Below are 24,786 nucleotides of genomic sequence, written 5' to 3' on the forward strand. Positions count from 1 at the left end.
TAGACCTAGAACGACAATGTTATAATATAACATTACATCTTTTAAAGATGAATCACCTTTATGCATCCTTTTTCAGGAGCACTGGCCCAACGCCCATTATGTCGCAGTCAACTATGTTTCATTCAGCTACACCAAATACTGCTGAATCATCATCACCATTGATTGAACTTAAAAATATCAATGTCACTTTTGGTGATAAAACGGTACTCAATAACATTTCACTCTCTATCCATAAGCAAAAAATCATTACGCTATTGGGGCCAAATGGTGCAGGAAAATCAACACTGGTCCGCACAGTTTTAGGTTTAATTACCCCATCAGCAGGTCAAATTATCCGTAAAAATGGATTGAAAATTGGTTATGTTCCGCAAAAATTGCACCTTGATACCACGCTGCCGCTGACAGTAAAACGCTTTCTCTCGTTGAAAAAAAATGGCCATATCAGTGATATCTCTACGGCACTTTCACAGGTAAAAGCGCTCCATTTACTTGATCAGCCGATGCAAAAACTTTCCGGTGGTGAAACACAGCGGGTTTTGCTAGCTCGTGCGCTAATCAATCAACCCGATATTTTAGTTCTTGATGAACCGATGCAGGGCGTTGATGTTAATGGCCAGATGGCACTGTACGATCTTATTACCGTACTGCGCGATACTCTCGGCTGCGGTGTACTAATGGTTTCCCATGATCTCCATTTAGTTATGGCAAAAACCGATGAAGTGCTCTGTATTAATCAACACATTTGCTGCTCAGGCACGCCCGAGCATATTTCGCATCATCCTGAGTTTTTATCCATGTTTGGCGGGCAATTGCCAAAGAAATTAGCGGTATATCAACACCACCATGATCATGCGCATGGCCTGAATGGTTGCGTGATTAACGCCATCACCAAAGGAGCTAAGCATGATTGAGATCTTGCTCCCCGGCTGGCTGGCCGGAATGCTGTTAACCCTGGCCACCGGCCCATTAGGATCTTTTGTTGTCTGGCGCAGAATGGCCTATTTTGGTGATACGCTGGCACACGCCTCATTACTGGGCGTAGCACTCGGATTTTTGCTAGATGTAAACCCCTACTTCACCATTTTAGGGCTCACATTGGTCTTAGGTGCAGGCCTTGTTTGGTTAGAACGGAAACCCTATCTGGCCATTGATACACTACTGGGCATTTTAGCGCACAGCAGCTTATCGCTCGGCCTTGTTACCGTTAGCCTGATGAGTGATGTACGTGTCGATCTCATGGCCTATCTGTTCGGTGATCTATTAGCTATCACCTGGGGAGATATCAGCTGGATCTGTATAGGATCACTGGCTGTTCTTGCGATACTTCGCTGGCACTGGGATGCTCTGCTTTCAGTCACTATCAACCCCGAATTAGCCTATGTTGATGGTATTAACCTTAATAAAATGCGGTTATTACTGATGCTGACTACTGCTATTACTATCGGATTAGCCATGAAGTTTGTTGGGGCATTAATAATCACCTCATTGCTGATTATCCCCGCAGCAACAGCGCGCCGTTTCTCACGCACGCCAGAACAAATGGCTGGTTTTGCCACACTGTTTGGTATGTTATCCGTTACCGGTGGTTTACTGCTCTCATGGGAATACGACACACCGGCTGGGCCTTCCGTTGTCATCTGCTCTGCTGCGCTATTTATACTCAGCTTATGTAAAACACAAAAAGCATAAAACAAAAAACGCCTCTTTAAAGAGGCGTTTTTATGAGTACATATTCAGGGAATCACTTCACTCGATCACTGCACTCTTAAATTTCATTATCGAACTTGTTTTATTACCGCGCTAGTTTCATTACCAAGCTTACCAGCCGGTAACTTCACGCAGTGCAGCACCAATATCGGCTAATGAACGTACCGTTTTAACGCCGGCATCTTCAAGTGCTGCAAATTTCTCATCTGCCGTTCCTTTTCCGCCAGAGATAATCGCACCCGCATGCCCCATACGTTTGCCTTTCGGTGCAGTAACACCAGCAATATAGGACACCACAGGTTTGGTTACATTAGCCTTAATAAATGCAGCCGCTTCTTCCTCTGCACTACCGCCAATTTCACCAATCATCACAATAGCTTCTGTTTTCGGATCGTCTTGGAACAAACGTAAAATATCAATAAAGGTAGAACCAGGGATCGGATCACCGCCAATACCTACACAGGTAGACTGGCCAAAACCTTCATCCGTTGTCTGTTTCACCGCCTCATAAGTCAGCGTACCAGAGCGAGAAACAATGCCCACACGCCCAGGAAGATGAATATGGCCAGGCATAATCCCAATCTTACACTCACCCGGTGTAATCACCCCCGGACAGTTAGGGCCGATCATCCGCACACCACTCTGCTCAAGGCGCACTTTGACCTGCAACATATCCAGCGTTGGGATACCCTCGGTAATACAAACAATCAACTCAATGCCGGCATCAATTGCTTCTAAAATGGCATCTTTACAAAATGGTGCAGGAACATAAATCACTGACGCAGTCGCGCCAGTCACTTCTACTGCATCACGCACGGTATTAAATACGGGTAAATCTAAGTGATACGAGCCACCTTTACCCGGTGAAACACCACCGACTAAACGTGTACCGTATGCCAGCGCCTGTTCAGAGTGAAATGTGCCCTGCCCGCCGGTAAAACCTTGGCAAATAACCTTGGTATTCTTATCAATCAGAATAGACATTATTTACCCTCCGCAGCATGAACAACTTGCTGAGCAGCATCGGTCAAACTGGTTGCAGCAATGATATTTAATCCGCTGTCTGCCAGTTTTTTCGCACCTAACTCGGCATTATTACCTTCTAAACGCACAACCACCGGAATACTGACACCAACTTCTTCCACAGCACCAATAATGCCATCAGCAATCAGATCACAGCGCACTATTCCGCCAAAAATGTTGACCAGTACCGCTTTCACATTTTCATCAGATAAGATGATTTTAAAAGCCTCAGTCACACGCTCTTTCGTCGCGCCACCGCCAACATCCAAGAAGTTAGCCGGTGCACCGCCATGCAGTTTAACGATATCCATGGTACCCATCGCCAAACCTGCGCCATTGACCATACAACCTATATTGCCCTCAAGTGCAACATAGTTTATTTCCCACTGCGCAGCATGTGCTTCACGCTGATCTTCTTGTGACGGATCTTGCATTGCACGCAGTGCCGGTTGGCGATACAACGCATTGGAATCAACCACAATTTTAGCATCAAGGCAGTGCAGATTTCCGGTGGTGGTGATCACCAGCGGGTTTACCTCCAGCAAGGCTAAATCACTTTCGATAAACAGCTTACCTAGCCCCATAAAAATATGAGTAAACTGGCGGATTTGCTCACCGGTTAACCCTAATTTAAATGCCAGCTCACGGCCCTGATATGGCTGTGGTCCGCAAATAGGATCAAGTGCGGCTTTGTGGATAAGCTCGGGTGTTTTTGCAGCAACTGTCTCAATATCCACACCGCCTTCGGTTGATGCCATAAACACCACCCGACGCGTTGCACGATCCACCACTGCACCTAAATACAGCTCTTTTGCAATATCCGTACAGCTCTCTACCAAAATGGTATTCACTGGCTGACCTTTAGCATCAGTCTGATAAGTCACTAAGTTTTTACCCAGCCACTGATCGGCAAATGCGCGAATCTCATCTTTTGATTTTGCCAGCTTCACACCGCCCGCTTTACCACGGCCACCAGCATGTACCTGACATTTTACAACCCAGCAATCTCCGCCAATTTTATCGGCAGCATCAATAGCTTCCTGCTGAGAACGGCACGCATAACCTTCCGATACTGGCAGGCCATACTGCGCGAACAACTGTTTACCCTGATATTCATGCAAATTCATGATGTTCTATCCGTGTTAATGATCTATTCCTGGGTGTCATTGCTTGAAATAGCCCGGTCTTTTTCGACTGCCGGGCCTTATTACTCTGATTAAATATCGAGTAAAAGTCGGGTTGGGTCTTCAAGCAGATCTTTTACTGTCACCAAGAAGCTGACCGATTCACGGCCATCAATTAAGCGGTGATCATAAGAGAGTGCCAGATACATCATCGGTAAAATTTGCACCTGACCATTTACCGCCATTGGGCGGTCTTTGATCGCATGCATACCAAGAATTGCACTTTGTGGTGGGTTAATAATCGGGGTCGACATTAATGAGCCGAATACACCACCATTGGTAATGGTGAAATTACCGCCAGTAAGGTCTTCCACAGTTAATTTGCCGTCACGCCCTTTTTCCGCCAGCGCTTTAATGCTTTTCTCAATATCAGCTAAGCTGAGTACATCTCCATCGCGCAATACCGGTGTCACCAATCCACGTGGTGTAGAAACGGCCATGCTGATATCAAAATAGTTATGATAAACAACATCATCACCATCGATAGAGGCATTAATTTCAGGGAAGCGTTTTAACGCTTCAACCACCGCTTTCACATAGAAAGACATAAAGCCTAAGCGAACACCATGACGTTTTTCAAACACATCACCGTATTGCTTACGCAAATCCATAATCGGCTTCATGTTAACTTCGTTGAACGTTGTCAGCATTGCCGTCGTGTTTTTTGCCTCTAACAAACGCTCAGCAATACGTTTACGTAAACGTGTCATCGGCACACGTTTTTCACTGCGATGCGCTAAAGGTGCAGATGCAGATACTGGTGCAGCCACAGGTTTGGTATTGCTAACAGCACTTACCGCTGGTGCGGCTTTCAGGCTGCGCATATCCTGTACAAACTTCTCGACATCTTCGCGAGTGATGCGACCACCCACTCCTGAACCTTTGATCTGTGCAGGATCAATATTGTGCTCTGATACTAAACGGCGTACAGCAGGGCTCAATGCATCAGAAGACTCTTCAGCCAATCCTGCGGTATGACGTTGTGCTGGTGTCGACTCAGGCTCAGATACTTTTGCCGACGTTGGTTCACCGGCCACTGCAACCGGACGAACGCGGCCAATCAGTTGACGGCCAATAACCGTTGCGCCCTCATCCTCTAGTACGCTATCAAGCACACCACTCTCAGTTGCGGGAACTTCAAGCACCACTTTGTCTGTTTCGATTTCAACTAAAACTTCATCACGCTCTACACTGTCACCCGGCTTTTTACGCCAGGTAGCAATCGTGGCATCTGCCACAGACTCGGGCAAATCGGGAACTAAAATATCAATACTGCTCATATCTAACATCCTTCGTTATACGTTCTTATTCCGTGCGCAAGGCATCTTCTACTAGATCTTTTTGTTGTTTCGTGTGCAAAGACATATACCCGACAGCCGGAGATGCTGATGCCGGACGCCCCGCATACGCCAATGTCGCGTCTGCAGGAATCACCTGACGGAAATTATGTTGGCTACAATACCAAGCACCTTGATTTAACGGCTCTTCCTGACACCACACATAATCTGTGACATGCGCATAAGGTTGTAATAGTTCACGCACTGTATCGTAAGGGAAAGGGTACAGCTGCTCTATCCGCATAATGGCAACATCGGTCTGCCCATTTTTACGGCGCTGCTCTAACAAGTCGTAATAAACTTTGCCTGAGCACAACACAACCCGCGTGACCTCTTTCGGATCAAGCGCATCAATTTCACCAATAGCCGGAAGGAATGCACCATGAGCCAGGTCTTCTAAACTCGATACAGCAAGCGGATGACGCAATAACGATTTCGGTGACATCACCACGAGCGGACGACGCATCGGGCGTACAGATTGGCGACGCAGCATATGGTAAACCTGTGCCGGTGTTGACGGCACACATACCTGCATATTTTGTTCCGCGCACAATTGTAAATAACGTTCTAAACGGGCAGAGGAGTGCTCTGGGCCTTGACCTTCATAGCCATGCGGCAGTAACAAGGTGACGCCACACATGCGGCCCCACTTTTGCTCACCTGAACTGATAAACTGGTCAATAACCACCTGCGCACCGTTAGCAAAATCACCAAACTGTGCTTCCCAAATGACCAAAGAGCTCGGCTCTGCGGTAGCATAACCGTACTCAAATGCCAACACCGCAGCCTCAGAGAGTACAGAATCCCAAACTTCAAACTGCCCCTGACCATGATGAATATTCGATAACGGAACATACACACTGGCATCATTTTGATTATGCAACACAGCATGACGGTGGAAAAACGTTCCTCGACCAGCATCTTGACCGGATAACCGCACATCAACTGACTCATCCAGCAAAGTGGCATATGCCAACGTTTCAGCAAAGCCCCAATCAAGTAGACGATTGCCTTCGGTCATCTCTTTTCGATCAGCATAGATCTTTTCAACACGCGGGTGCAGAACATGATTTTCAGGATATTGGCAAACTCGGCGGCCCAGCTCCTGCAAACGGGTCAGATCGACAGCAGACTTATACTCAATATTCCAGTCGTGCCCCAAATAAGGTGCCCAGTCAACCGAATGCATCTGCATCGGACGCCATTCAGGAACAACACAGTCTCCCTTATCAAGCGCATCACGGTAACCATTGACCATCTCAGTTGCATCTTCCTGCAAAATAATGCCTTGTTCAATCAAACGATCAGCATAGATTTTACGCGGTGTAGGATGCTTTTTAATTTTTTGGTACATCAGTGGCTGAGTAGCATTTGGCTCATCTGCTTCGTTATGCCCGTGGCGGCGATAGCAGACCAAATCAATTACCACATCACGTTTAAATTCAAAACGGTAATCGAGTGCTAAACGGGCGACAAAAGCAACGGCTTCAGGATCATCGGCATTTACATGGAAAATAGGTGCCTGCACCATTTTCGCGATATCAGTACAGTACTGTGTTGAACGCGTATCTTTCGGGTTTGATGTGGTAAAACCGACCTGATTGTTAATCACCAAACGGATCGTCCCACCTGCTTTATAACCCCGCGCCTGAGACATATTAAATGTTTCTTGTACTACCCCTTGCCCGGCAATGGCGGAATCACCATGAATGGTGATCGGCAATACCGTACTACCTTCTGTATCCCCTAAACGATCTTGTCTGGCGCGTACTGACCCCACTACTACAGGGTTAACAATCTCAAGGTGTGAAGGGTTAAATGCCAACGCTAAATGCACAGAACCTTGCTCGGTTGCAAAATCAGAAGAGAAACCTTGGTGATATTTCACATCACCGGTACCCCAACCTTCGTCATGTTTGCCGGCAAATGCATCAAACAAATCCGCCGGTTTTTTACCCAGAACGTTAACCAGCATATTCAAACGGCCACGGTGCGCCATACCCATAACAATTTCACGGGTACCGTGTTTTGCCGCACCACGAATCAGCTCTTTAACCATCGGGATCATGGCATCGCCGCCTTCCAAAGAAAAACGCTTTGCGCCTGGGAAGCGAGCACCGATATAACGTTCTAACCCTTCAGCCGCTGTCAGCTCAGCCAAAAACATCTGCTGCTCAAGTGGCGTAAATTCTGGTTTACCTTGCACTGATTCTAAACGCTGCTGAATCCAACGTTTCTCTTCAGTATTGGTGATGTGCATGTACTCCGCGCCAATTGACCCGCAGTAAGTATCTTGCAGCGCTTGATAAAGGGCCGAGAGTTGTAAGGTATCTTGGCCACACGCAAATGAGCCGACATTAAAACTTGTCGAGAAATCCTCTGCATTTAGAGTATGGAAGTCGGGGTTAAGATCAGCGACCGGATCTTGTTTCCACAAACCGAGCGGGTCTAAATTTGCCTGCTGGTGTCCGCGAAAACGGAACGCATTGATCAGCTGCAATACGCGGACTTGTTTTGCATCCGCTTCAGGATCAGTCACCGCACAACCGTTATAACGCGAGGAGTCTTGTGCTAAACGGCGAAAGTAATCCCTTACCCGTGAGTGAGGTTGCTCGGGTGTAATATTGACCGTTGGTAAACGGTCAAATACCGCACGCCAATTATCATCTACACTTGTAGGGTCAGTCAGATAGTCCTCATAGAGCTGCTCAACATAAGTTTGATTAGCTCCGGCCAGAGGTGATGATTCTAACCAGTCTTGAATGGCTCCGTTTTCCATCTTAATCCCTTTTATATTATTTGTTGTTTTTGCCGTGGCTTCTGTTCGGGTGGGAAAACCGAACATTCTGATTATGGTTTGTACCTGTTACTTGATGTAACTATTGCTTTAATCGTTCTAATCACGTATTACAACGTGTTTTATATTGGTGTTTCACTCTGTGCTGCTGTATCTGCTCTACACCCCATTAACATACCGTTAATAGGGTGTAAAATGTCAGAACTCAGCCACAAATTATTCAAAAAGTGAACAATTAGACTGCTCGGCTCAGAAGCATCGATTTAATATGCCCGATAGCTTTTGTCGGATTCAACCCCTTAGGGCAAACATTAACGCAATTCATAATGCCATGGCAGCGGAAAACACTAAAAGCATCATCTAATTCAGATAAACGTTCCGATGTAGCAGTGTCACGGCTATCAATCAGAAAACGATACGCAGCCAAAAGCCCAGCCGGACCGACAAATTTATCCGGGTTCCACCAAAATGACGGACATGATGTAGAGCAGCAAGCGCATAAAATACACTCATACAGCCCATCAAGGTGTTCGCGCTCTTCGGGCATCTGAATAAACTCACGCTCTGGCGGTTGCTTGCCATCATTAATCAGATACGGTTTAATTTTTTCATACTGTGTGTAGAACTGAGTCATATCAACAATCAGATCGCGCACAACCGGTAACCCTGGCAGCGGGCGTATCACCACTTTACCTTGCGAAGATGCCGTTAATGCCGACAGAGGAGTAATACAGGCTAACCCGTTTTTACCATTCATGTTGATGCCATCAGAACCACACACACCTTCACGGCAAGAGCGGCGGAATGACAGCGTAGGGTCACTCTCTTTTAGCTTAATAAGCGCATCGAGCACCATCATATCGCGCCCCTCTTCTGTCTGAAGGGTCAGATCCTGCATATAGGGCGCATTATCTGTTTCTGGATTATAGCGATATACTGAAAAATGAACGTTCATTCACTAAATTCCTTATCCCTGACTTAATAAGTACGCGCTTTTGGTGGAAATGCCGGACGTAAATGCGGTTCCATGTTGACCTGACGGCGACTCATCGTATCGGTGACAGGGTTGTACAGGGTATGACATAACCACTGGCTGTCATCTCTGTCAGGGAAATCAAAACGGCTGTGTGCCCCGCGGCTTTCTGTACGGAAGTTTGCCGCTACTGCGGTGGCATAAGCCGTATCCATCAGGTTATCAAGCTCTAAACACTCTACACGCTGGGTATTAAAGTCAGGCGATGTATCATCTAGCCGTGCAGATTGCAGACGCTCACGAATGGTTTTTAACTCTGCAAGCCCCTCGGCCATAGCATCGCCCTCACGGAATACCGAGAAGTTACGTTGCATGCAGCTTTGCAAGTCTTTACGAATCTGAACAGGATCTTCACCTTGACGGGTATTATTCCAACGATTCACTCGGCTCAATGAGGCTTCAATATCAGACTCACTAGCTTCGCGCGCTTCGGTAGCCGCAGCCAGAGTTTCACCAAGGTGTAAACCGGTAGCTCGGCCAAAAACCACAAGATCTAGCAGGGAGTTTCCGCCCAAACGGTTAGCGCCATGTACCGATACACAGGCTATTTCACCTACAGCAAACAAACCTTGAATATCATAGTCAGTGCCATCAGCATGTTGACCCAACGCCTGCCCGCTGACCTGTGTTGGAATACCCCCCATCATATAGTGACAGGTTGGGATAACCGGTACAGGCTCATTAACCGGATCAACATGCGCAAAGGTGCGTGAAAGTTCACAAATACCCGGTAAGCGTGACTCGAGCACATCTTTACCCAGATGATCGAGCTTCAATTTAATATGTGGCCCCCACGGGCCTTCGCAGCCACGGCCTTCGCGAATCTCAATCATCATTGAGCGGGCAACTACATCACGCCCAGCCAGATCTTTAGCATTCGGTGCGTAACGCTCCATAAAGCGTTCGCCATCTTTATTTAGCAGGTAGCCACCCTCTCCGCGACAACCTTCTGTCACCAATACACCGGCACCAGCAATACCGGTCGGGTGGAATTGCCACATTTCCATATCCTGCAGAGGAACACCTGCACGTACGGCCATGCCTACCCCATCGCCGGTATTAATGTGCGCATTGGTTGTAGAGGCAAAAATACGCCCAGCACCACCGGTAGCAAGTACGGTTGCCTTGGCTTTGAAATAGACGGTTTCACCTGTTTCAAGGCAAATTGCGGTGCATCCTAAAATCACGCCATCTTGGTTTTTAACCAGATCAAGGGCATACCACTCAGAAAAAATTGTGGTTTTATTTTTTATATTCTGCTGATACAGCGTATGCAATAAGGCATGGCCGGTACGATCTGCGGCGGCTGCCGTACGAGCAGCTTGCTCACCACCAAAGTTGCGTGATTGACCACCAAACGGACGCTGATAAACCCGGCCATTATCAAAACGGGAAAAGGGTAAACCCATATTTTCCAGCTCTAAAATAGCCTCTGGGCCAGTTTTACACATGTATTCAATAGCATCTTGGTCACCAATGTAATCAGACCCTTTAACGGTGTCATACATGTGCCATTCCCAATTGTCTTCATGCGCATTACCCAGTGCGACCGTAATTCCGCCTTGTGCAGAAACAGTGTGTGAACGCGTTGGAAAAACTTTAGAGATCAATGCGCAGGTTAGGCCTGACTGTGAGATTTGTAGCGCAGCACGCATGCCCGCGCCACCAGCACCGATCACGACAGCATCAAATTGTTTCGTTGCAATCCTCACTTAAACACCCCACACAATAACAGCAGTTGCAATGACATAAACCAACAGAACAATCACTACAGCAAATTGCAGTGTTAAGCGTAACGCCAGAGGTTTGATGTAGTCAGTCAGTACTTGCCATAGGCCAATCCATGCATGTACCAATACTGATAACACGGCCAAGAGTGTAAAAACCTGCGTGACACCGAACGCGAAAAAGCCTTTCCAGATGCCATAGGTAATTTCTGGTACAGAGACCATAAAACCCAACAAATACAGGATGTACAGTGTCATGATAATCGCGGTAGCGCGCAATAACAGCCAATCATGTACCCCACTGCGGCCAAACGCGGTTGCATTCGTTACCATACCAATACTCCTGCCAACAGTGATAAAACGGCGGTAATAATAAAAGCGATTTTTGCGGTGCGGCTTGCAGCTGCAAGGCTCTCTTCGCCGTATCCCATATCAGCCAGTAAATGGCGAATACCACCGACTACATGGTAGGCCAGTGCAGTTAGCATGCCCCACAAAATCAGCTTGACGAAAAAAGAGTCGGTAATAGCGCGGGCACTCTCAAAACCTTGCTCAGACGAGAGCGAAAGCGAGAGCAACCACAGAAGTATGCCAAGAGAGATGAAGGTAATAACACCGCTGACCCGATGAAGAATAGAGGCGATTGCGGTAATCGGGAAGCTGATCGTTTTCAGATCGAGATTAACAGGTCTTTGCTTATTCACGGTTCTGCCCATGCCGCTCCATTGTGAGCTCGGTTTGTTTTCATTATTAACCTTCATGCTACTCAACATTACCGGCTGAACCGTCTGCCTCGGCGCTGCTCTGTATCACTTGCCCGACTATGCATTTATATAGCTATGTAGCTATACAGCAACCTAAGCAACGACATGACGGCATTTTATAGACGACTTGTCGACTTTGTAGCACGGGCAATCATACGCATGAAACAAACTTTATTTACAGCTCGGTAACATCTTCATTAGCTTGAAGACCTGTGCGCAGTATACTTTTCGCAACAAGGCATTACAATTCCAGAAAAGAGTTGTTAATAAGTTTTAAACAAACTATGAGACATAGACCGTGTTTTATTATCAAATGAAATATAACAAACAAAATTGACATGTATCATCATGGTCGGTTACAAAATACGCACCAAAAATGCTGCTAATGTGCAAAGTTCAACCAGATACCTCTTTTCCTACTCGTGAACTTGTGCAACATTGGCAAGAGCAATTCAAACTAGCTGGGGTGAACGGCGGCACAGTAGTACCACATGATTCAATACACCCTACGTCACTCTATTTTTAGGCTAGATTCTGCATCGGGATTCAAAAAATAAGAGCAAAGGAGAATGTTATGGCAGAACAAAAAGTCACTCTGCAATTGAGCGACAATGAGTCCATTGATTTACCCGTTTACAAAGGTACGCTGGGTAATGATGTGGTCGATGTTCGCCCGCTAGGGACGCGCGGCTTGTTTACTTTCGATCCCGGTTTTATGTCTACCGCCGCATGTGAATCGAAAATCACCTACATTGATGGCGATCTGGGGGTGCTGCTGCACCGAGGTTTTCCGATTGACCAGCTAGCAAACAAATCTGACTATCTCGAAGTTTGCTACATTCTGCTATACGGTGAAGCGCCAACCAAAACTCAGTATGACAATTTTCTATATACGGTAAAACGCCACACTATGGTGCACGAGCAATTATCCAGTTTCTATCATGGGTTCCGTCGTGATGCTCACCCAATGGCTGTGATGTGCGGTGTCAGTGGTGCGTTAGCGGCGTTTTATCATGATTCACTGGATATCAACAATGATGAACACCGCGCTATTGCAGCATTCCGCTTGTTATCCAAAATGCCAACGCTGGCAGCGATGTGTTACAAATACTCTATTGGTCAACCTTTTATTTATCCGCGCAATGATCTCTCCTATGCAGCAAACTTCCTGTACATGATGTTTGCAACACCGTGTGAAGAGTATGAAGTAAATCCGGTACTTGCCCGCGCTATGGATAAGATCCTGATTTTGCATGCTGATCACGAGCAAAATGCCTCAACATCTACCGTAAGAACAGCCGGATCTTCAGGCGCAAATCCGTTTGCCTGTATCGCGGCGGGTATCGCTTCTTTGTGGGGGCCTGCTCACGGCGGTGCAAACGAGGCATGTTTGAATATGCTGATGCAAATTGGCTCGGTTGATCGCATCCCTGAATTTATTGCTAGAGCCAAAGATAAGAATGATCCTTTCCGCCTGATGGGTTTTGGTCATCGTGTGTATAAAAACTATGATCCGCGTGCCACTGTTATGCGTGATACATGCCATGAAGTACTGAAAACCCTGGATATCCGTGATCCGCTACTTGATGTTGCTATGGAGCTTGAGCGCATTGCGCTGTCAGATCCTTACTTCGTTGAGAAGAAACTGTATCCGAACGTTGATTTCTATTCCGGCATTATTTTGAAAGCGATGGGTATTCCAACCTCAATGTTTACGGTGATTTTTGCTATCGCCCGTACTGTAGGTTGGATTGCACATTGGAATGAAATGCACAGTGAAGGTGCATTACGCATTGCCCGTCCACGCCAGTTGTACACCGGTGAAGCGCAGCGTGAGTTTAAATCAATGCATGAGCGCGAATAACATTGTTCGCATTAATACCGTGAATACCGTGCTGGCAATAACGCTATAAACACAAAACCGTGTTTAGACGACATAAGGCTCTTCTAAACAGCATTACGGCAGCAAAAATATAACAGCTTTGCGGGAATAACCGGTCAAACTGCAGACAGAAAAAAGCCTCAATGCATTTACATTGAGGCTTTTATTTTTGCAATTTTTGCGTGTTGTGCCATTGATTATGGCAGGTTAATCCATGTACTGGCCACCATTCATGGCTAAATTTGCGCCGGTAATAAAACCAGCCTCAGGTGCTGCTAGAAACGCCACTGAACGAGCAACTTCACTTGCCTGACCGAAACGTTGTACCGGAATTTGCTTACGGATACTTTCACGAATTGGCTCATCAATAGCCAAAATCATGTCTGTTTCAATATAACCAGGGGAGATGCAATTAACGGTGATCCCTTTTGATGCAGTTTCTTGCGCCAGTGATTTACTAAAACCATACATTGCTGCTTTTGCCGCAGCATAGTTACACTGGCCAAACTGCCCTTTTTGCCCGTTAATCGACGAAATATTGATAATACGGCCATACTGACGCTCAAGCATCGGATTAATAACGGCACGTGACAGGTTAAATACGCTGTCTAGGTTCACTGAGAGCACTTCATCCCATTGATTACGGCTCATTTTACGCAAGGTGCCATCACGCGTGATACCAGCATTATTGACCAGTACGGCTATCTGGCCGACTGTCTCTTCAATATCCAAAATAGTACGCTGACATACATCAAAATCACTGACATCAAATGCACGTAAAACGATATTAAGATTGTTTTGCTCTATTTCCTGCGCAAATTCACGTGCATTACTACCTTCAAGACTGGTACAGCCGGCAACAACGGTAAAACCCTCAACCGCCATGCGACGACAAATCTCACGACCAATACCACCCGCACCACCAGTAACCAAACATACTTGCGACTTATCCATGAGCAAGCCCTCATCCGTGTATAGTATAAAATAAACGTTAATTTCACTGCATAATCAGCTTTTTACCCAAATATTTCTGGTAATTAACCGGAAAATCTCGTCAGGTAAAATAGTCGTGAACAATATTCTGAGACAACCTTAAGCACTATTCTCACGCTAAACGTTCTCACTCTAAAAGAGAGAGGCAAATGCAAAAACAGTGCTTTATCTAACAATATTTTTCGCAACATGACTGTGCAATAAATAAATGATCAACAGTAATCATGCGAACTACTGCATGCTACTTACTGAATATTTCACTATAGTGACCGTATGCACAAGACTTTATATAAAAAGAGACTATGCAACGCCTGCCTCTATACTAAAAATAAAATTAGGCGCTAATTACTTGATTTATTGTTTAACTAGACAGGGTTTTCAATATCAATAAATGTAGCCTGTAAACCGTATGCGCTGTGTAGCCATTCACCAAGCGCTTTTACACCAAAACGCTCGGTAGCGTGATGGCCTGCAGCAAAAAAATGGATACCCATTTCGCGAGCAACGTGAATGGTCTGCTCAGAGGCTTCACCGGTGATAAATGCATCAGCCCCCGCTTCTACGGCCTGTTCAATATAGCTCTGGCCACCACCGGTACACCAGGCTACGCGCTGGATCAGCGCCGGTGCATTATCACTGCTGCACTGTAACGGTGTTCGCTGCAATACATGAGTGAGCCGATCATTAAGCTGCTCAGGGGTTATTGGCAGGGTAAATTGGCCCTGCAGTGCCACTGAAAAACGGTTATCAGGCTCTAGCCCACCGCTCACCTCAATACCAAGATGCTGGGCAAGCTGGGCGTTGTTGCCTAAAACAGGGTGTACATCGAGCGGTAAATGGTAGGCTAACAGGTTGATATCATTCAACAGCAAGGTTTTTAAGCGCTGCTTTTTCATGCCTTTGACAACAGGTGATTCATTTTTCCAGAAATAACCATGATGCACGAGAATGGCATCAGCGTCTTGAGCTACTGCCGCATCAATCAAGGCCTGACAGGCCGTTACGCCGGTAATGATCCGTTTGATTTCAGAGCGGCCTTCTACTTGTAACCCGTTAGGGCAGTAGTCGCGAATCGCGTTGACACTAAGTTCACTGTTGAGTAAGCGTTCTAATTCGGTATTTTTCATCATCATAGTGGGCTGTTATTATCGTAGGCTATTATTACAGATAGGGAAGTGCCGAGGGTTTGTATCATACCATGCTCAGTTTTTAACAAAATACTGAGCCAAACGGTAAATTTGTTAAATTTTACCGTTTGGGTTAAACATTGAAATATTAATGAATCATACTTTTGAGAATAGTTTTGCCTGCTCAAATGCGGCTAATGTGTCTTTACGTGCCAAAGTGTGATCAACAATCGGCAAAGGATATGCCAGTACAACCTGCGTTTTCTCAGCCCACAAGTGCGGGGTATGAATAAACTTATCCGGCACGTTGCTCAGTTCAGGCAGCCATTCACGGATAAAATGGCCTTGCGGATCGAACCGCTGCCCTTGTGTGGTTGGGTTAAAGATACGGAAATAAGGTGTGGAATCGGTACCGGTAGAGGCCGACCATTGCCATCCGCCATTATTGGCAGCAAGGTTGCCATCAATTAACTGCTGCATGAAATAGCGCTCACCTAAACGCCAATCAAGCCGTAAATCTTTGGTAAAAAAGCTGGCAGTAATCATACGTAAACGGTTGTGCATCCAGCCGGTGGCATTGAGCTGGCGCATGGCGGCATCAACAATCGGGTATCCGGTTTTTCCCTGTTGCCATGCGCTTAGTAAAACAGAATCATTTTTCCACGGCACATGATCAGTCCAGACAAGAAACGGCTGATAACGGCATAGTTTCGGGTAGGCCACCAGCAGATGGTGGTAAAACTCTCGCCAAATCAGTTCATTGAGCCAGCTAAAACAGCCACTTCCCTCTCTGATCCAATCATCGGGATGCGCTAACCGTAACCGGTTGAGACACTGCCGTGCCGAGAGTACGCCAACACTTAAATAGGCCGATAAACGGCTGGTTGCCGGTAATGCGGGGATATCACGCAACTGCTGGTAATCGGGCGCATGTTGGTGGCAAAACAGGCGTAAGCGCTGCAGTGCAGCCTGTTCTCCTGCTGGAAAAAAAGGATTGATTTCACACGGATAGCTAAAGGGTTTTACGGTATCGGCAATAAGCGTATCCGCCTCAGATACAACGCGCATGGGGGGTGCCGGTAAACATTGTGTATCGCAAGAGGAAAGCTGTGCCAACAGCGAACGACGAAACGGGGTAAAGACTTTAAACATCTCACCGCAGGCGGTTTTTACCGTTCCCGGCGTAGTTAACAGCTGATCATCAAACGCATGGCACTGCACGCTCGGTATGAGCTTGGTAATAACAGCAGTATCACGCTGCAGCTCATTCCACTCGTATTGGCGATTAAAAAACAGCGCATTAATGTTGTGTGCTGTGGCCACTTCCGCTAATACGGCCGGAACATCGGCAAAAGACCCCACTTCATGATACAGAAAATGGATCTTTAATGTGGCCAACTGTTCGGCAAGTTGTTCAACATTTTGCCGGATAAACTCGGCCTGACGCGGCGACATTGCATGCTCAGCCCACTGCTGGGGAGTAGCAATAAACAATGCAAAAACCTGTGCGGCAGGATCAGCACACGCGGCTGAAAGCGCGCGGTTATCCAGTGTACGCAAATCATGCCTAAACCAGACCAAATGATTCATACAGGTATATCATCCTATTCTATATTATTGATTAAATTCACAAATTATAGATATATTGATATGTAGAACATTGAGAAATAAAGAAAACTTAGTGGGGATAACCGTATCGGTAAAACCGGTTGTAAACCAATACGGTCTGGCTGATTTCGCCGTGAATCACGCAAGACTCACGGCGTTTGATTAACTGCCGTAACGCAGCAGCAGCGCTTCAGGATAAGGGTCAAAATAGACTTGCTGCCCTAAATATTCATCAGGGTGCTCTTGCAGGTAGTGGCGCAGCAAAGTTACTGGTGCAAGCAAGGGCTGTGTACCTAAACGGTAACGCTCAATCAAACCGGATAGTTCGGCGCGCTGTTTTTCAGTAAGCTTATCGGTGAAATAGCCCTGAATATGATACAGCACATTAGTGTGGTTACGGCGTGAGGCTCTGTAGGTGAGCGCAGCCATCAGTTTATTACGGTATTCAATCAACAATTGATCAAACGGCATAGCATCAAGATCGGCAATCATTTTACCCAATTCACGATATTCAGCCTGATTATGCGCCAACAGTAGCAACTTATAGCGGCTGTGAAACGCCACGAGTTTACCGCGCGTCATACCCGCAGCACAGTGCTGGTTATAATCATGTAGGGCAAAAATACGGGTAACGAAATTCTCACGCAGAACTGGATCATTTAAACGCCCGTCTTCTTCAACCGGCAACCACGGCAATTTTTCCATCAAAGTGCGGGTAAACATACCAATGCCACTTTTTTCTGCATTTTTTCCTTCGGAATCGTACACTTTCACCCGCTCCATACCGCAAGAAGGCGATTTTGCACAGACAATATAACCACACAAGTGGCTAAGTTCAGGCACTTTGTTCTGCGCAAATGCTGACATAGCATCGGTAACATCAATATCGTGCTGGCTGCTACCTACCAACCGAACGCCCTGTTCGGCATGAATCAGCCGAATTGCGGGGCGCGGGCTGGGCAAACCAATCGCCATTTCTGGGCATATCGGGTAATACCGCACATACGGCTTTAAATCATCGGTTGCGAAAACCAGCCGTTTATGTCCGCCATCAAAGCGTACTTTTTCCCCCAATGTACAAGCACTAATACCAATTGGGATTAATGTACTCATCGTCATACCTCCATGCAGACAACACTTTATTTCTCAATTTATACATGTAAAGCAGCTGGCTGCTTAACGATTTTATGAATAACCGGTGGGTACCAAAGCAGAGTATATACACTATGAAGGATATTTTTAGCCTGTATATTCAGTTTGATGCAAAATTGCAGGGCTATACCATTTTTCCATAAATTTTTGCCATAAAAAAAAGCCTTCATCACTATGAAGGCTTTTTCTGTTCTTACAACGCAATGATTAGATAAGCACTGCACTATAAACAAAAAGGTTATTAATAGAAATCGCGGATACTGCGCTCTGAACTCGCTAACCAGACCGGCTTACTGCTAGTTTTACTCCAAACACGGTGTAAATAGCTATAAAAACGAGCACGATTAGGATGAAAAGCCATCACAGGCAATGCCAGAGAGCCTGCAACCAATACGCCAGTACGGCGCAGAAGAACCTGAACAAGTGGAAACTTCTGGTACATAAAACACCCTCCAAACAAGAAATTATTCTTAATTTTATGAGGTTCAGTGTAATCAGTAATACGTAAGTTTACTACACATTTTTTAATCAATTTGTGCTAAAAGTCACCGGTTATGGGTTACTTTTGTAATTATTTTACATAATGGATCAAAATAAAAACAATTGAGAAATAAAATAAAAAAGCACACGTTCGAAAACAGTGTGCTTGTTATCTGTACTGAATCAATGCGGCTTATTGCGTAAGATTAGATAGGTGATGATGACACATGCGTTCTAAAACATGGATGTTTCATCATCCCTCATAAGTACTGCCCTTTTCTCTTCAGGCCAGCGCTTCGGCTAAAATATTATCAATAATCTGCACTGCTTGTGCTTCAATCAGCTTCAGGTGCTCTTCATCCACAAAACTTTCACAGTAAATTTTGTAAACGTTTTCAGTACCTGATGGGCGAGCAGCAAACCAACCATTCTGGGTGACAATTTTCAACCCACCAATTGGGGCATTGTTACCCGGCGCATTGGTTAAGCGGGCAATAATCGGATCACCCGCCAGTGAATCAGCACTGACCATTTCCGGCGATAACCGGCTTAAAATAGCTTTTTGTGCGCTGTCAGCAACCGCCTGAATACGTGAGTAATAAGGTTGACCAAACTTTTCGGCCAACTGCGCATAATGTTGTTGCGGGTTTAACCCCGTCACTGCGGTAATTTCAGCGGCCAACAGGCACAAAATGATGCCATCTTTATCTGTTGACCACGCACTACCATCAAAACGCAGGAATGATGCTCCGGCGCTCTCTTCGCCACCAAAGCCAAGCCAGCCTTCATGCAGACCATCAACAAACCATTTAAAACCAACCGGCACTTCAACCAAACGGCGCCCTAACGCGGCAACCACACGATCAATCATGGCACTTGAGACCAGTGTTTTACCCACACCCACTTCAGTGCTCCACTGTGGGCGATGGCTAAACAGGTAATCAATGGCAACAGCCAGATAGTGGTTTGGGTTCATTAAACCTGCTGGGGTGACGATACCATGGCGGTCATAGTCAGGATCATTGCCAAATGCCAGATCAAATTTATCTTTTAGTGCCAGCAAACCGGCCATGGAGTACGGTGAGGAGCAATCCATACGGATAGCGCCATCTTTATCCAGCGGCATAAAGCGAAAAGAGGGGTCAATTTGATCATTAACCAGCGTGAGATCAAGCTGATAGTGCTCTGCAATACGCTTCCAGTATTCGATCCCGGCGCCACCGAGTGGATCTACGCCAAGTTTCAAGCCCGCATTGCGGATGGCTTCCATATCAACAACATTGATCAGATCTTCGACATAAGCTTGTACCAGATCTTTTTGCAGCAACAGTTCACTGTTCAACGCTTCGCTAAAGGGTATACGGCGTACATCAGCCAGATTATCAGCAATAAGATCATTGGCGCGCTGCTCAATCACTTTTGTAATATTGGTATCAGCAGGGCCACCATTTGGCGGATTGTACTTAATACCACCGTCTTGCGGCGGATTATGGGAAGGTGTAATAACAATGCCATCAGCCAATGCACCATTGGCACTGTTATGACACAGTATGGTGTAAGAGACGGCAGGTGTGGGAGTAAAGCCATTATTCTCTTGAACAATAACCTGCACACCGTTGGCGATCAGTACTTCGATCACTGAGATAAAAGCGGGTTCTGACAGGGCGTGAGTATCTTTACCCACGATACACGGGCCTAAAATCCCCTGTTTAATCCTAACTTCAGCAATAGCTTGTGCAATAGCAAGAATATGCGATTGATTAAAACTGCAGCTCGCTGAGCTACCGCGATGACCCGAGGTACCAAACTGAACGGCATGTGCAGGATTGGTAGCATCAGGCTGTAAAACATAGTATTCAGAAACAAGCTGACCGATATTGATCAGATCATCTTGCCGGGCTTGTTGCCCAGCCCGAGGATGAATTGCCATACGGCGTTACTCCCTAACGCTCAACTCAAATGGTGCTGCAAACTTTCTCTGTCAGCTCCGATGGAAACTGCATGCCACCCATGATCTGTTCGATCATAGCGCGTTTGCGGCCAGAATTAGTATTGGTGATAACCCAGTACGGTGTGTTCGGAATTGCTTTAGGTTTTGTGTGTGTGCCGTGCAGCAGCAGTGTTGCTTCATCTTCTGCAAAATAGACACGGGTACGGCCACGCAACTCTTCGCTTGCTGCGGTAAAACCCAGTGCGTCGAGCGAGTACAAAAAAGAGAGGATCTGCATGAAGCGGCCAATAGCTTTGGTTTGTGCGGCGTATTCGTCTGATAACAACAGCTCACGAACGGCACGTACACGATCTACAGCATTCTCTTTTCCCGCATCACTGCTTACCACGATCCCTGGGCTACGTGGCTCAGTATTGGGTGACAAATTCAGCATGCGGCGTAAAATTTCAGAGGCACTCTCACCAATATGCTGAGTATGGCCTGCAATATAGCGGTACAGCTCTTCGTCTACTTCAATGATTTTCATGTCGATCCAATATCGTTCTCTTGCATGAATAACTGCGTGATTATACCTTCTCAGGCCATGATTCTCTATACACCAACTCGGTTTAGCTTATGATCAACTACAAACAACAGGGACAAGGTCCCACTTTAGTGCTCATTCATGGCCTATTTGGCACGTTAGATAACTTAGGATTACTCGCGCGTGATCTGGTTAAAGATCATCATATCGTACAAGTTGATCTTCGTAACCATGGGCAGAGCTTTTTCAGTGATCAGATGAACTACAATCTGATGGCCAATGACATTATTGCCCTACTCGATCACCTTAATATTGCTTCTGCAAGCTTTATCGGGCACTCCATGGGGGGCAAAGTTGCCATGAAGATCGCACAGACAGCAGCTGATCGTGTGGATCATCTGGTTGTATTAGATATGTCACCGGTTGATTATCAGGTTCGGCGTCACGATAACGTCTTTCGCGCACTGCACGCGGTCAGCCAAGCGAAACCTACTCGCCGTGGTGAGGCTGTCGGCCTGATGCAGCCGTTTTTAAAGGAAGAGGGTGTCATCTTATTTTTGTTAAAATCATTTGATGCCAGCGCAGAAAGCCGCTGGCGTTTTAATGTGACTGCGCTGGAAAACCAGTATGCCAACATTGTCGGTTGGCAAGAAGGCAAGCCATGGCAAGGGCAGGCACTCTTTATTAAGGGCGAATTATCACCTTATATTCAAGATAAACACCGTGAACAGATTATGCGCCAGTTCCCCTCAGCAAAAGCGCATGTGATTGCCGGTACCGGCCATTGGCTGCATGCAGAAAAACCCGATGCCGTTCTGCGGGCAATTCGTCGCTTTTTGCTGACGGATTCCCGTTAACAGGGCGCAGACGCTATGATATAGTTCACGCCTATATTTGCCGGCAAAATGGAATTGCCAGATGATTTATCGACACATGGAAACGCTTGAGGCTATCGGCCTTAACCTCTTTTTTATTGTCATCTTCTTTTTTATCGGAATGGCAATACAAGATGTGTTGAAACGTGGCAATGTACCCCCATTTGGCCGCCGCATTGTCTGGTTAGTTTTGTTCCTTGGCTGTGCGGGTTTTGTTGCCAAAGGTCTGATCCAGTTGCTCTGGGAGGGCGCTGGGGTTGGTTGAGTCTTCGCAAGAGCAGCACGTGTAGTTTAAATGGCAAAAGAGAATACAGACCGTACCACACTGGATTTATTTGCAGATGAACGCCGCCCTGGCCGGCCGAAAACAAACCCGCTTCCTCGTCACGAACAGTTGCGCATCAATAAACGCAACCAACTTAAGCGGGATAAGTCGAAAGGGCTGCGCAGAATCGAGCTAAAAATCGACAGCCGAGTGGTAGCGGCATTAAATGAACTGGCTCACGATCATGCGTTGAGCCGCGGTGAATTAATCGAACGTATTTTGTTGGAAAGATTGGGTTTAGACGCGGCAGAGTTCGCACTTAATCATACTGACAGCACAAAATAGACATTAAGGTAGAGAGAATGGCAAGTGTAGGAATTTTCTTTGGCAGCGATACCGGCAATACCGAAAACATCGCCAAGATGATCCAAAAACAGCTTGGCAAACATCTGGTTGATGTCCGTGATATTGCCAAGAGTAGCAAAGAAGACATCAATAACTTTGATCTGCTGCTGCTCGGTATCCCAACGTGGTATTACGGTGAAGCCCAGTGTGATTGGGATGATTTCTTCCCTACTCTTGAAGAAGTCGACTTTACCAATAAGCTGGTTGCTATCTTCGGATGTGGCGATCAAGAAGACTATGCTGAGTACTTCTGTGATGCTATGGGAACGGTACGCGATATCGTTGAAGCACGTGGTGCAATACTGGTCGGACAGTGGCCAACCGAGGGTTATCACTTTGAAGCATCAAAAGCATTGAGTGATGACAAGCATTTTGTCGGCCTGTGCATTGATGAAGACCGTCAACCAGAGTTAACCGCTCAGCGTGTTGATGGTTGGGTCAAACAGGTTTATGAAGAGATGTGCTTAGCTGAACTTGATGACTAAACAATCATCTGCGATAAAAAAGCCCGTTTTTACGGGTTTTTTTATGCCCGTTCACCCGTAGTTCGCAGCAGAAAAGATAAAAATTCGATAAACTCGCGCTATTGTTCAAAATATTCACTGACTCATCAGGTACTCACCATGATGCACAATGCCACTCACACTCCAGATGCCTCATCCACAATACAATCTGACACTGTCCAACCTGATTTACTTGTGGTGGGTGCCGGCATGGTCGGAGCAGCACTTGCACTTGGTGCTGCTCGTTTAGGCCTGCACGTTACGCTGATTGAACAAACCAAACCACAACCATGGGAAGCTGATTCTCTGCCTGATCTGCGTGTTTCAGCTATCAGTCTGGCTTCAGTTAACCTGCTTGAAAAACTCAATGTGTGGTCAAACATTCTGGCCATGCGCACCTGCCCGTATCGCCACCTCGAAACCTGGGAGTGGGAAGGTGCGAGCACCCGCTTCTCGGCAAATGAGCTGAATGTTGCAGAGCTCGGGCATATCGTCGAAAACCGCCTGATTCAACTAGCACTGTGGCAGGCTCTGGAAACTGAGCCCAATATCACCCTGCTATGCCCGCAACATATTCAACATATGCGCTCAACTCCGGCAGGCTGGCAAATCACACTTGATAACCAGCAAATACTGCAACCCCGTTTATTAGTTGGCGCAGATGGCGCGCACTCGCACGTAAGACAACAGGCACATATAGGCCTCACTGGTTGGCAATATCGGCAATCGTGCCTGCTTATTAGCATTAAAACCGCACAGCCTCAGCAAGACATTACTTGGCAAAAATTCTACCCCACTGGCCCGCGGGCATTTTTGCCTTTGCACGGCCACTATGGATCTCTAGTGTGGTATGACAGCCCCAGCAAAATACAACAACTGGCCAAACTCAACCCGCAACAGTTGCACGCCCAAATCAAGCAAGCCTTTCCCTCGCGGCTTGGTGAGTGTGAAGTGATCGCCAGCGGGTATTTTCCATTAGTCAGACAACATGCCCAGCACTACGTACTCCCCGGACTAGCCATTATTGGTGATGCTGCGCATACCATTAACCCGCTGGCTGGACAAGGCGTAAACTTAGGCTTTAAAGACGTTCAGGTGCTACTTGAGGTACTTAACGGTGCATTAGCGCACCAAGAGGACATTGCCAGTTTGAAGGTATTACAGCGCTACGAACGGCGGCGCAAGCCCGATAACCTGTTAATGCAGTCAGGAATGGATCTTTTCTACACCCTATTCAGTAATGAGCTAAAACCGGTGCAACTGCTCAGAAACTTAAGCTTGCTGGTTGCTGATAAATCAGGCCCACTAAAACGTCAGGCACTAAAATACGCACTCGGCCTGTAATACCCACAAGTCACATAGAAGAAAGAAAGAAAGAAAGAAAAAAGAAAAAAGAAAAAACAACGTGGATAAATGAATCAGCAAATAATAAGTAAATTACTACATGACT

Annotated in this window: 23 protein-coding genes; 8 read left to right on the plus strand and 15 right to left on the minus strand. The window is 46.4% G+C overall.

All coding sequences use genetic code 11. The features are described from left to right. The first annotated feature begins 113 nt into the window (after nt 1-113). Together znuC and znuB are read left to right on the plus strand one after the other, a co-directional pair. Nucleotides 114-911, plus strand: coding sequence for a zinc ABC transporter ATP-binding protein ZnuC (gene znuC, locus AC1HDJ_RS11650; RefSeq protein ID WP_479535958.1), 798 nt, complete (start codon nt 114-116; stop codon nt 909-911). Then, nucleotides 904-1,689 (plus strand): zinc ABC transporter permease subunit ZnuB, encoded by a 786-nt coding sequence (gene znuB / locus AC1HDJ_RS11655; RefSeq protein ID WP_479535959.1) that lies wholly within the window; start codon nt 904-906, stop codon nt 1,687-1,689. Before znuC ends, znuB begins: the two co-directional genes overlap by 8 nt. A gap of 129 nt (nt 1,690-1,818) precedes the next feature. Here the strand turns inward: znuB and sucD are convergent, their stop codons facing one another. From sucD to sdhC, 8 genes are all read right to left on the minus strand, one after another. Next, the gene (gene sucD / locus AC1HDJ_RS11660) at nt 1,819-2,691 is read right to left on the minus strand and encodes a succinate--CoA ligase subunit alpha (protein ID WP_438622090.1); all 873 of its coding nucleotides are present in this window, start codon (nt 2,689-2,691) and stop codon (nt 1,819-1,821) included. Further along, the gene (sucC, locus tag AC1HDJ_RS11665; RefSeq protein ID WP_479535960.1) at nt 2,691-3,857 is read right to left on the minus strand and encodes an ADP-forming succinate--CoA ligase subunit beta; all 1,167 of its coding nucleotides are present in this window, start codon (nt 3,855-3,857) and stop codon (nt 2,691-2,693) included. Before sucC ends, sucD begins: the two co-directional genes overlap by 1 nt. 89 nt (nt 3,858-3,946) lie before the next feature. After that, nucleotides 3,947-5,194: a 2-oxoglutarate dehydrogenase complex dihydrolipoyllysine-residue succinyltransferase gene (odhB, locus tag AC1HDJ_RS11670; protein WP_479535961.1), complete on the minus strand. Its 1,248-nt coding sequence runs from the start codon at nt 5,192-5,194 to the stop codon at nt 3,947-3,949. Between the two features lie 25 nt (nt 5,195-5,219). Beyond that, the gene (gene sucA / locus AC1HDJ_RS11675) at nt 5,220-8,030 is read right to left on the minus strand and encodes a 2-oxoglutarate dehydrogenase E1 component (protein WP_479535962.1); all 2,811 of its coding nucleotides are present in this window, start codon (nt 8,028-8,030) and stop codon (nt 5,220-5,222) included. Between the two features lie 253 nt (nt 8,031-8,283). Then, nucleotides 8,284-9,003 (minus strand): succinate dehydrogenase iron-sulfur subunit, encoded by a 720-nt coding sequence (locus AC1HDJ_RS11680; RefSeq protein ID WP_479535963.1) that lies wholly within the window; start codon nt 9,001-9,003, stop codon nt 8,284-8,286. A gap of 23 nt (nt 9,004-9,026) precedes the next feature. Next, the gene (sdhA, locus tag AC1HDJ_RS11685; protein WP_479535964.1) at nt 9,027-10,793 is read right to left on the minus strand and encodes a succinate dehydrogenase flavoprotein subunit; all 1,767 of its coding nucleotides are present in this window, start codon (nt 10,791-10,793) and stop codon (nt 9,027-9,029) included. After that, on the minus strand, nt 10,794-11,141 hold the full coding sequence (sdhD, locus tag AC1HDJ_RS11690; protein WP_479535965.1) for a succinate dehydrogenase membrane anchor subunit: 348 nt from the start codon (nt 11,139-11,141) through the stop codon (nt 10,794-10,796). Next, on the minus strand, nt 11,135-11,524 hold the full coding sequence (gene sdhC, locus AC1HDJ_RS11695) for a succinate dehydrogenase cytochrome b556 subunit (protein WP_479537123.1): 390 nt from the start codon (nt 11,522-11,524) through the stop codon (nt 11,135-11,137). The genes sdhD and sdhC overlap by 7 nt, the downstream gene beginning before the upstream one ends. Before the next feature lie 622 nt (nt 11,525-12,146). Between sdhC and AC1HDJ_RS11700 the strand changes: the two genes are divergently transcribed. Then, on the plus strand, nt 12,147-13,436 hold the full coding sequence (locus AC1HDJ_RS11700) for a citrate synthase (RefSeq protein WP_479535966.1): 1,290 nt from the start codon (nt 12,147-12,149) through the stop codon (nt 13,434-13,436). 225 nt (nt 13,437-13,661) lie between these two features. On the opposite strand, the gene phbB is transcribed toward AC1HDJ_RS11700, so the two are convergent. From phbB to seqA, 7 genes are all read right to left on the minus strand, one after another. After that, nucleotides 13,662-14,408: an acetoacetyl-CoA reductase gene (phbB, locus tag AC1HDJ_RS11705; RefSeq protein ID WP_479535967.1), complete on the minus strand. Its 747-nt coding sequence runs from the start codon at nt 14,406-14,408 to the stop codon at nt 13,662-13,664. 404 nt (nt 14,409-14,812) lie between these two features. Continuing rightward, nucleotides 14,813-15,574 carry a Nif3-like dinuclear metal center hexameric protein gene (locus tag AC1HDJ_RS11710; RefSeq protein WP_479537125.1) on the minus strand — a complete coding sequence of 254 codons (762 nt, stop codon included), beginning with the start codon at nt 15,572-15,574 and terminating at the stop codon, nt 14,813-14,815. Between the two features lie 156 nt (nt 15,575-15,730). Next, nucleotides 15,731-17,164 (minus strand): deoxyribodipyrimidine photo-lyase, encoded by a 1,434-nt coding sequence (gene phrB, locus AC1HDJ_RS11715; protein ID WP_479535968.1) that lies wholly within the window; start codon nt 17,162-17,164, stop codon nt 15,731-15,733. 180 nt (nt 17,165-17,344) lie between these two features. After that, nucleotides 17,345-18,295 (minus strand): YbgA family protein, encoded by a 951-nt coding sequence (locus AC1HDJ_RS11720; RefSeq protein WP_479535969.1) that lies wholly within the window; start codon nt 18,293-18,295, stop codon nt 17,345-17,347. A gap of 280 nt (nt 18,296-18,575) precedes the next feature. Continuing rightward, complete coding sequence (locus AC1HDJ_RS11725; protein ID WP_479535970.1) at nt 18,576-18,776, minus strand: DUF2517 family protein; 201 nt, start codon at nt 18,774-18,776, stop codon at nt 18,576-18,578. Between the two features lie 321 nt (nt 18,777-19,097). Further along, nucleotides 19,098-20,744: a phosphoglucomutase (alpha-D-glucose-1,6-bisphosphate-dependent) gene (gene pgm, locus AC1HDJ_RS11730; RefSeq protein ID WP_479535971.1), complete on the minus strand. Its 1,647-nt coding sequence runs from the start codon at nt 20,742-20,744 to the stop codon at nt 19,098-19,100. A 25-nt stretch (nt 20,745-20,769) separates the two neighbouring features. Further along, a complete protein-coding gene (seqA, locus tag AC1HDJ_RS11735) occupies nt 20,770-21,291 on the minus strand; it encodes a replication initiation negative regulator SeqA (protein WP_479535972.1) in 522 nt (173 codons plus the stop codon). An 89-nt stretch (nt 21,292-21,380) separates the two neighbouring features. Here seqA and AC1HDJ_RS11740 point away from each other — a divergent pair, with 89 nt between their 5' ends. From AC1HDJ_RS11740 to ubiF, 5 genes are all read left to right on the plus strand, one after another. Beyond that, the gene (locus AC1HDJ_RS11740; RefSeq protein ID WP_479535973.1) at nt 21,381-22,145 is read left to right on the plus strand and encodes an alpha/beta fold hydrolase; all 765 of its coding nucleotides are present in this window, start codon (nt 21,381-21,383) and stop codon (nt 22,143-22,145) included. A 61-nt stretch (nt 22,146-22,206) separates the two neighbouring features. Then, nucleotides 22,207-22,428, plus strand: coding sequence for a DUF2788 domain-containing protein (locus AC1HDJ_RS11745; RefSeq protein WP_438633718.1), 222 nt, complete (start codon nt 22,207-22,209; stop codon nt 22,426-22,428). A 30-nt stretch (nt 22,429-22,458) separates the two neighbouring features. Continuing rightward, the gene (ybfE, locus tag AC1HDJ_RS11750; protein WP_438622106.1) at nt 22,459-22,773 is read left to right on the plus strand and encodes a LexA regulated protein; all 315 of its coding nucleotides are present in this window, start codon (nt 22,459-22,461) and stop codon (nt 22,771-22,773) included. 17 nt (nt 22,774-22,790) lie between these two features. Beyond that, complete coding sequence (gene fldA / locus AC1HDJ_RS11755) at nt 22,791-23,318, plus strand: flavodoxin FldA (protein ID WP_438622107.1); 528 nt, start codon at nt 22,791-22,793, stop codon at nt 23,316-23,318. A gap of 141 nt (nt 23,319-23,459) precedes the next feature. Beyond that, on the plus strand, nt 23,460-24,680 hold the full coding sequence (gene ubiF / locus AC1HDJ_RS11760) for a 3-demethoxyubiquinol 3-hydroxylase (RefSeq protein WP_479537128.1): 1,221 nt from the start codon (nt 23,460-23,462) through the stop codon (nt 24,678-24,680). Nucleotides 24,681-24,786 lie beyond the last annotated feature (106 nt).

The sequence above is a fragment of the Plesiomonas sp. ISS29 genome, from assembly GCF_056522795.1.

Bases quoted from the DNA above. Each gene is read 5' to 3' on its own strand.
- znuB (WP_479535959.1), top strand. From the start codon at position 904: ATGATTGAGATCTTGCTCCCCGGCTGGCTGGCCGGAATGCTGTTAACC.
- AC1HDJ_RS11720 (WP_479535969.1), bottom strand. From the start codon at position 18,295: ATGAGTACATTAATCCCAATTGGTATTAGTGCTTGTACATTGGGGGAA.
- AC1HDJ_RS11745 (WP_438633718.1), top strand. From the start codon at position 22,207: ATGATTTATCGACACATGGAAACGCTTGAGGCTATCGGCCTTAACCTC.
- odhB (WP_479535961.1), bottom strand. From the start codon at position 5,194: ATGAGCAGTATTGATATTTTAGTTCCCGATTTGCCCGAGTCTGTGGCA.
- AC1HDJ_RS11740 (WP_479535973.1), top strand. From the start codon at position 21,381: ATGATCAACTACAAACAACAGGGACAAGGTCCCACTTTAGTGCTCATT.
- fldA (WP_438622107.1), top strand. From the start codon at position 22,791: ATGGCAAGTGTAGGAATTTTCTTTGGCAGCGATACCGGCAATACCGAA.
- phrB (WP_479535968.1), bottom strand. From the start codon at position 17,164: ATGAATCATTTGGTCTGGTTTAGGCATGATTTGCGTACACTGGATAAC.
- pgm (WP_479535971.1), bottom strand. From the start codon at position 20,744: ATGGCAATTCATCCTCGGGCTGGGCAACAAGCCCGGCAAGATGATCTG.
- znuC (WP_479535958.1), top strand. From the start codon at position 114: ATGTTTCATTCAGCTACACCAAATACTGCTGAATCATCATCACCATTG.
- phbB (WP_479535967.1), bottom strand. From the start codon at position 14,408: ATGGATAAGTCGCAAGTATGTTTGGTTACTGGTGGTGCGGGTGGTATT.
- AC1HDJ_RS11680 (WP_479535963.1), bottom strand. From the start codon at position 9,003: ATGAACGTTCATTTTTCAGTATATCGCTATAATCCAGAAACAGATAAT.
- sucA (WP_479535962.1), bottom strand. From the start codon at position 8,030: ATGGAAAACGGAGCCATTCAAGACTGGTTAGAATCATCACCTCTGGCC.
- seqA (WP_479535972.1), bottom strand. From the start codon at position 21,291: ATGAAAATCATTGAAGTAGACGAAGAGCTGTACCGCTATATTGCAGGC.
- sucD (WP_438622090.1), bottom strand. From the start codon at position 2,691: ATGTCTATTCTGATTGATAAGAATACCAAGGTTATTTGCCAAGGTTTT.
- AC1HDJ_RS11710 (WP_479537125.1), bottom strand. From the start codon at position 15,574: ATGAAAAATACCGAATTAGAACGCTTACTCAACAGTGAACTTAGTGTC.
- AC1HDJ_RS11700 (WP_479535966.1), top strand. From the start codon at position 12,147: ATGGCAGAACAAAAAGTCACTCTGCAATTGAGCGACAATGAGTCCATT.
- sdhD (WP_479535965.1), bottom strand. From the start codon at position 11,141: ATGGTAACGAATGCAACCGCGTTTGGCCGCAGTGGGGTACATGATTGG.
- AC1HDJ_RS11725 (WP_479535970.1), bottom strand. From the start codon at position 18,776: ATGTACCAGAAGTTTCCACTTGTTCAGGTTCTTCTGCGCCGTACTGGC.
- ubiF (WP_479537128.1), top strand. From the start codon at position 23,460: ATGCACAATGCCACTCACACTCCAGATGCCTCATCCACAATACAATCT.
- ybfE (WP_438622106.1), top strand. From the start codon at position 22,459: ATGGCAAAAGAGAATACAGACCGTACCACACTGGATTTATTTGCAGAT.
- sucC (WP_479535960.1), bottom strand. From the start codon at position 3,857: ATGAATTTGCATGAATATCAGGGTAAACAGTTGTTCGCGCAGTATGGC.
- sdhC (WP_479537123.1), bottom strand. From the start codon at position 11,524: ATGGGCAGAACCGTGAATAAGCAAAGACCTGTTAATCTCGATCTGAAA.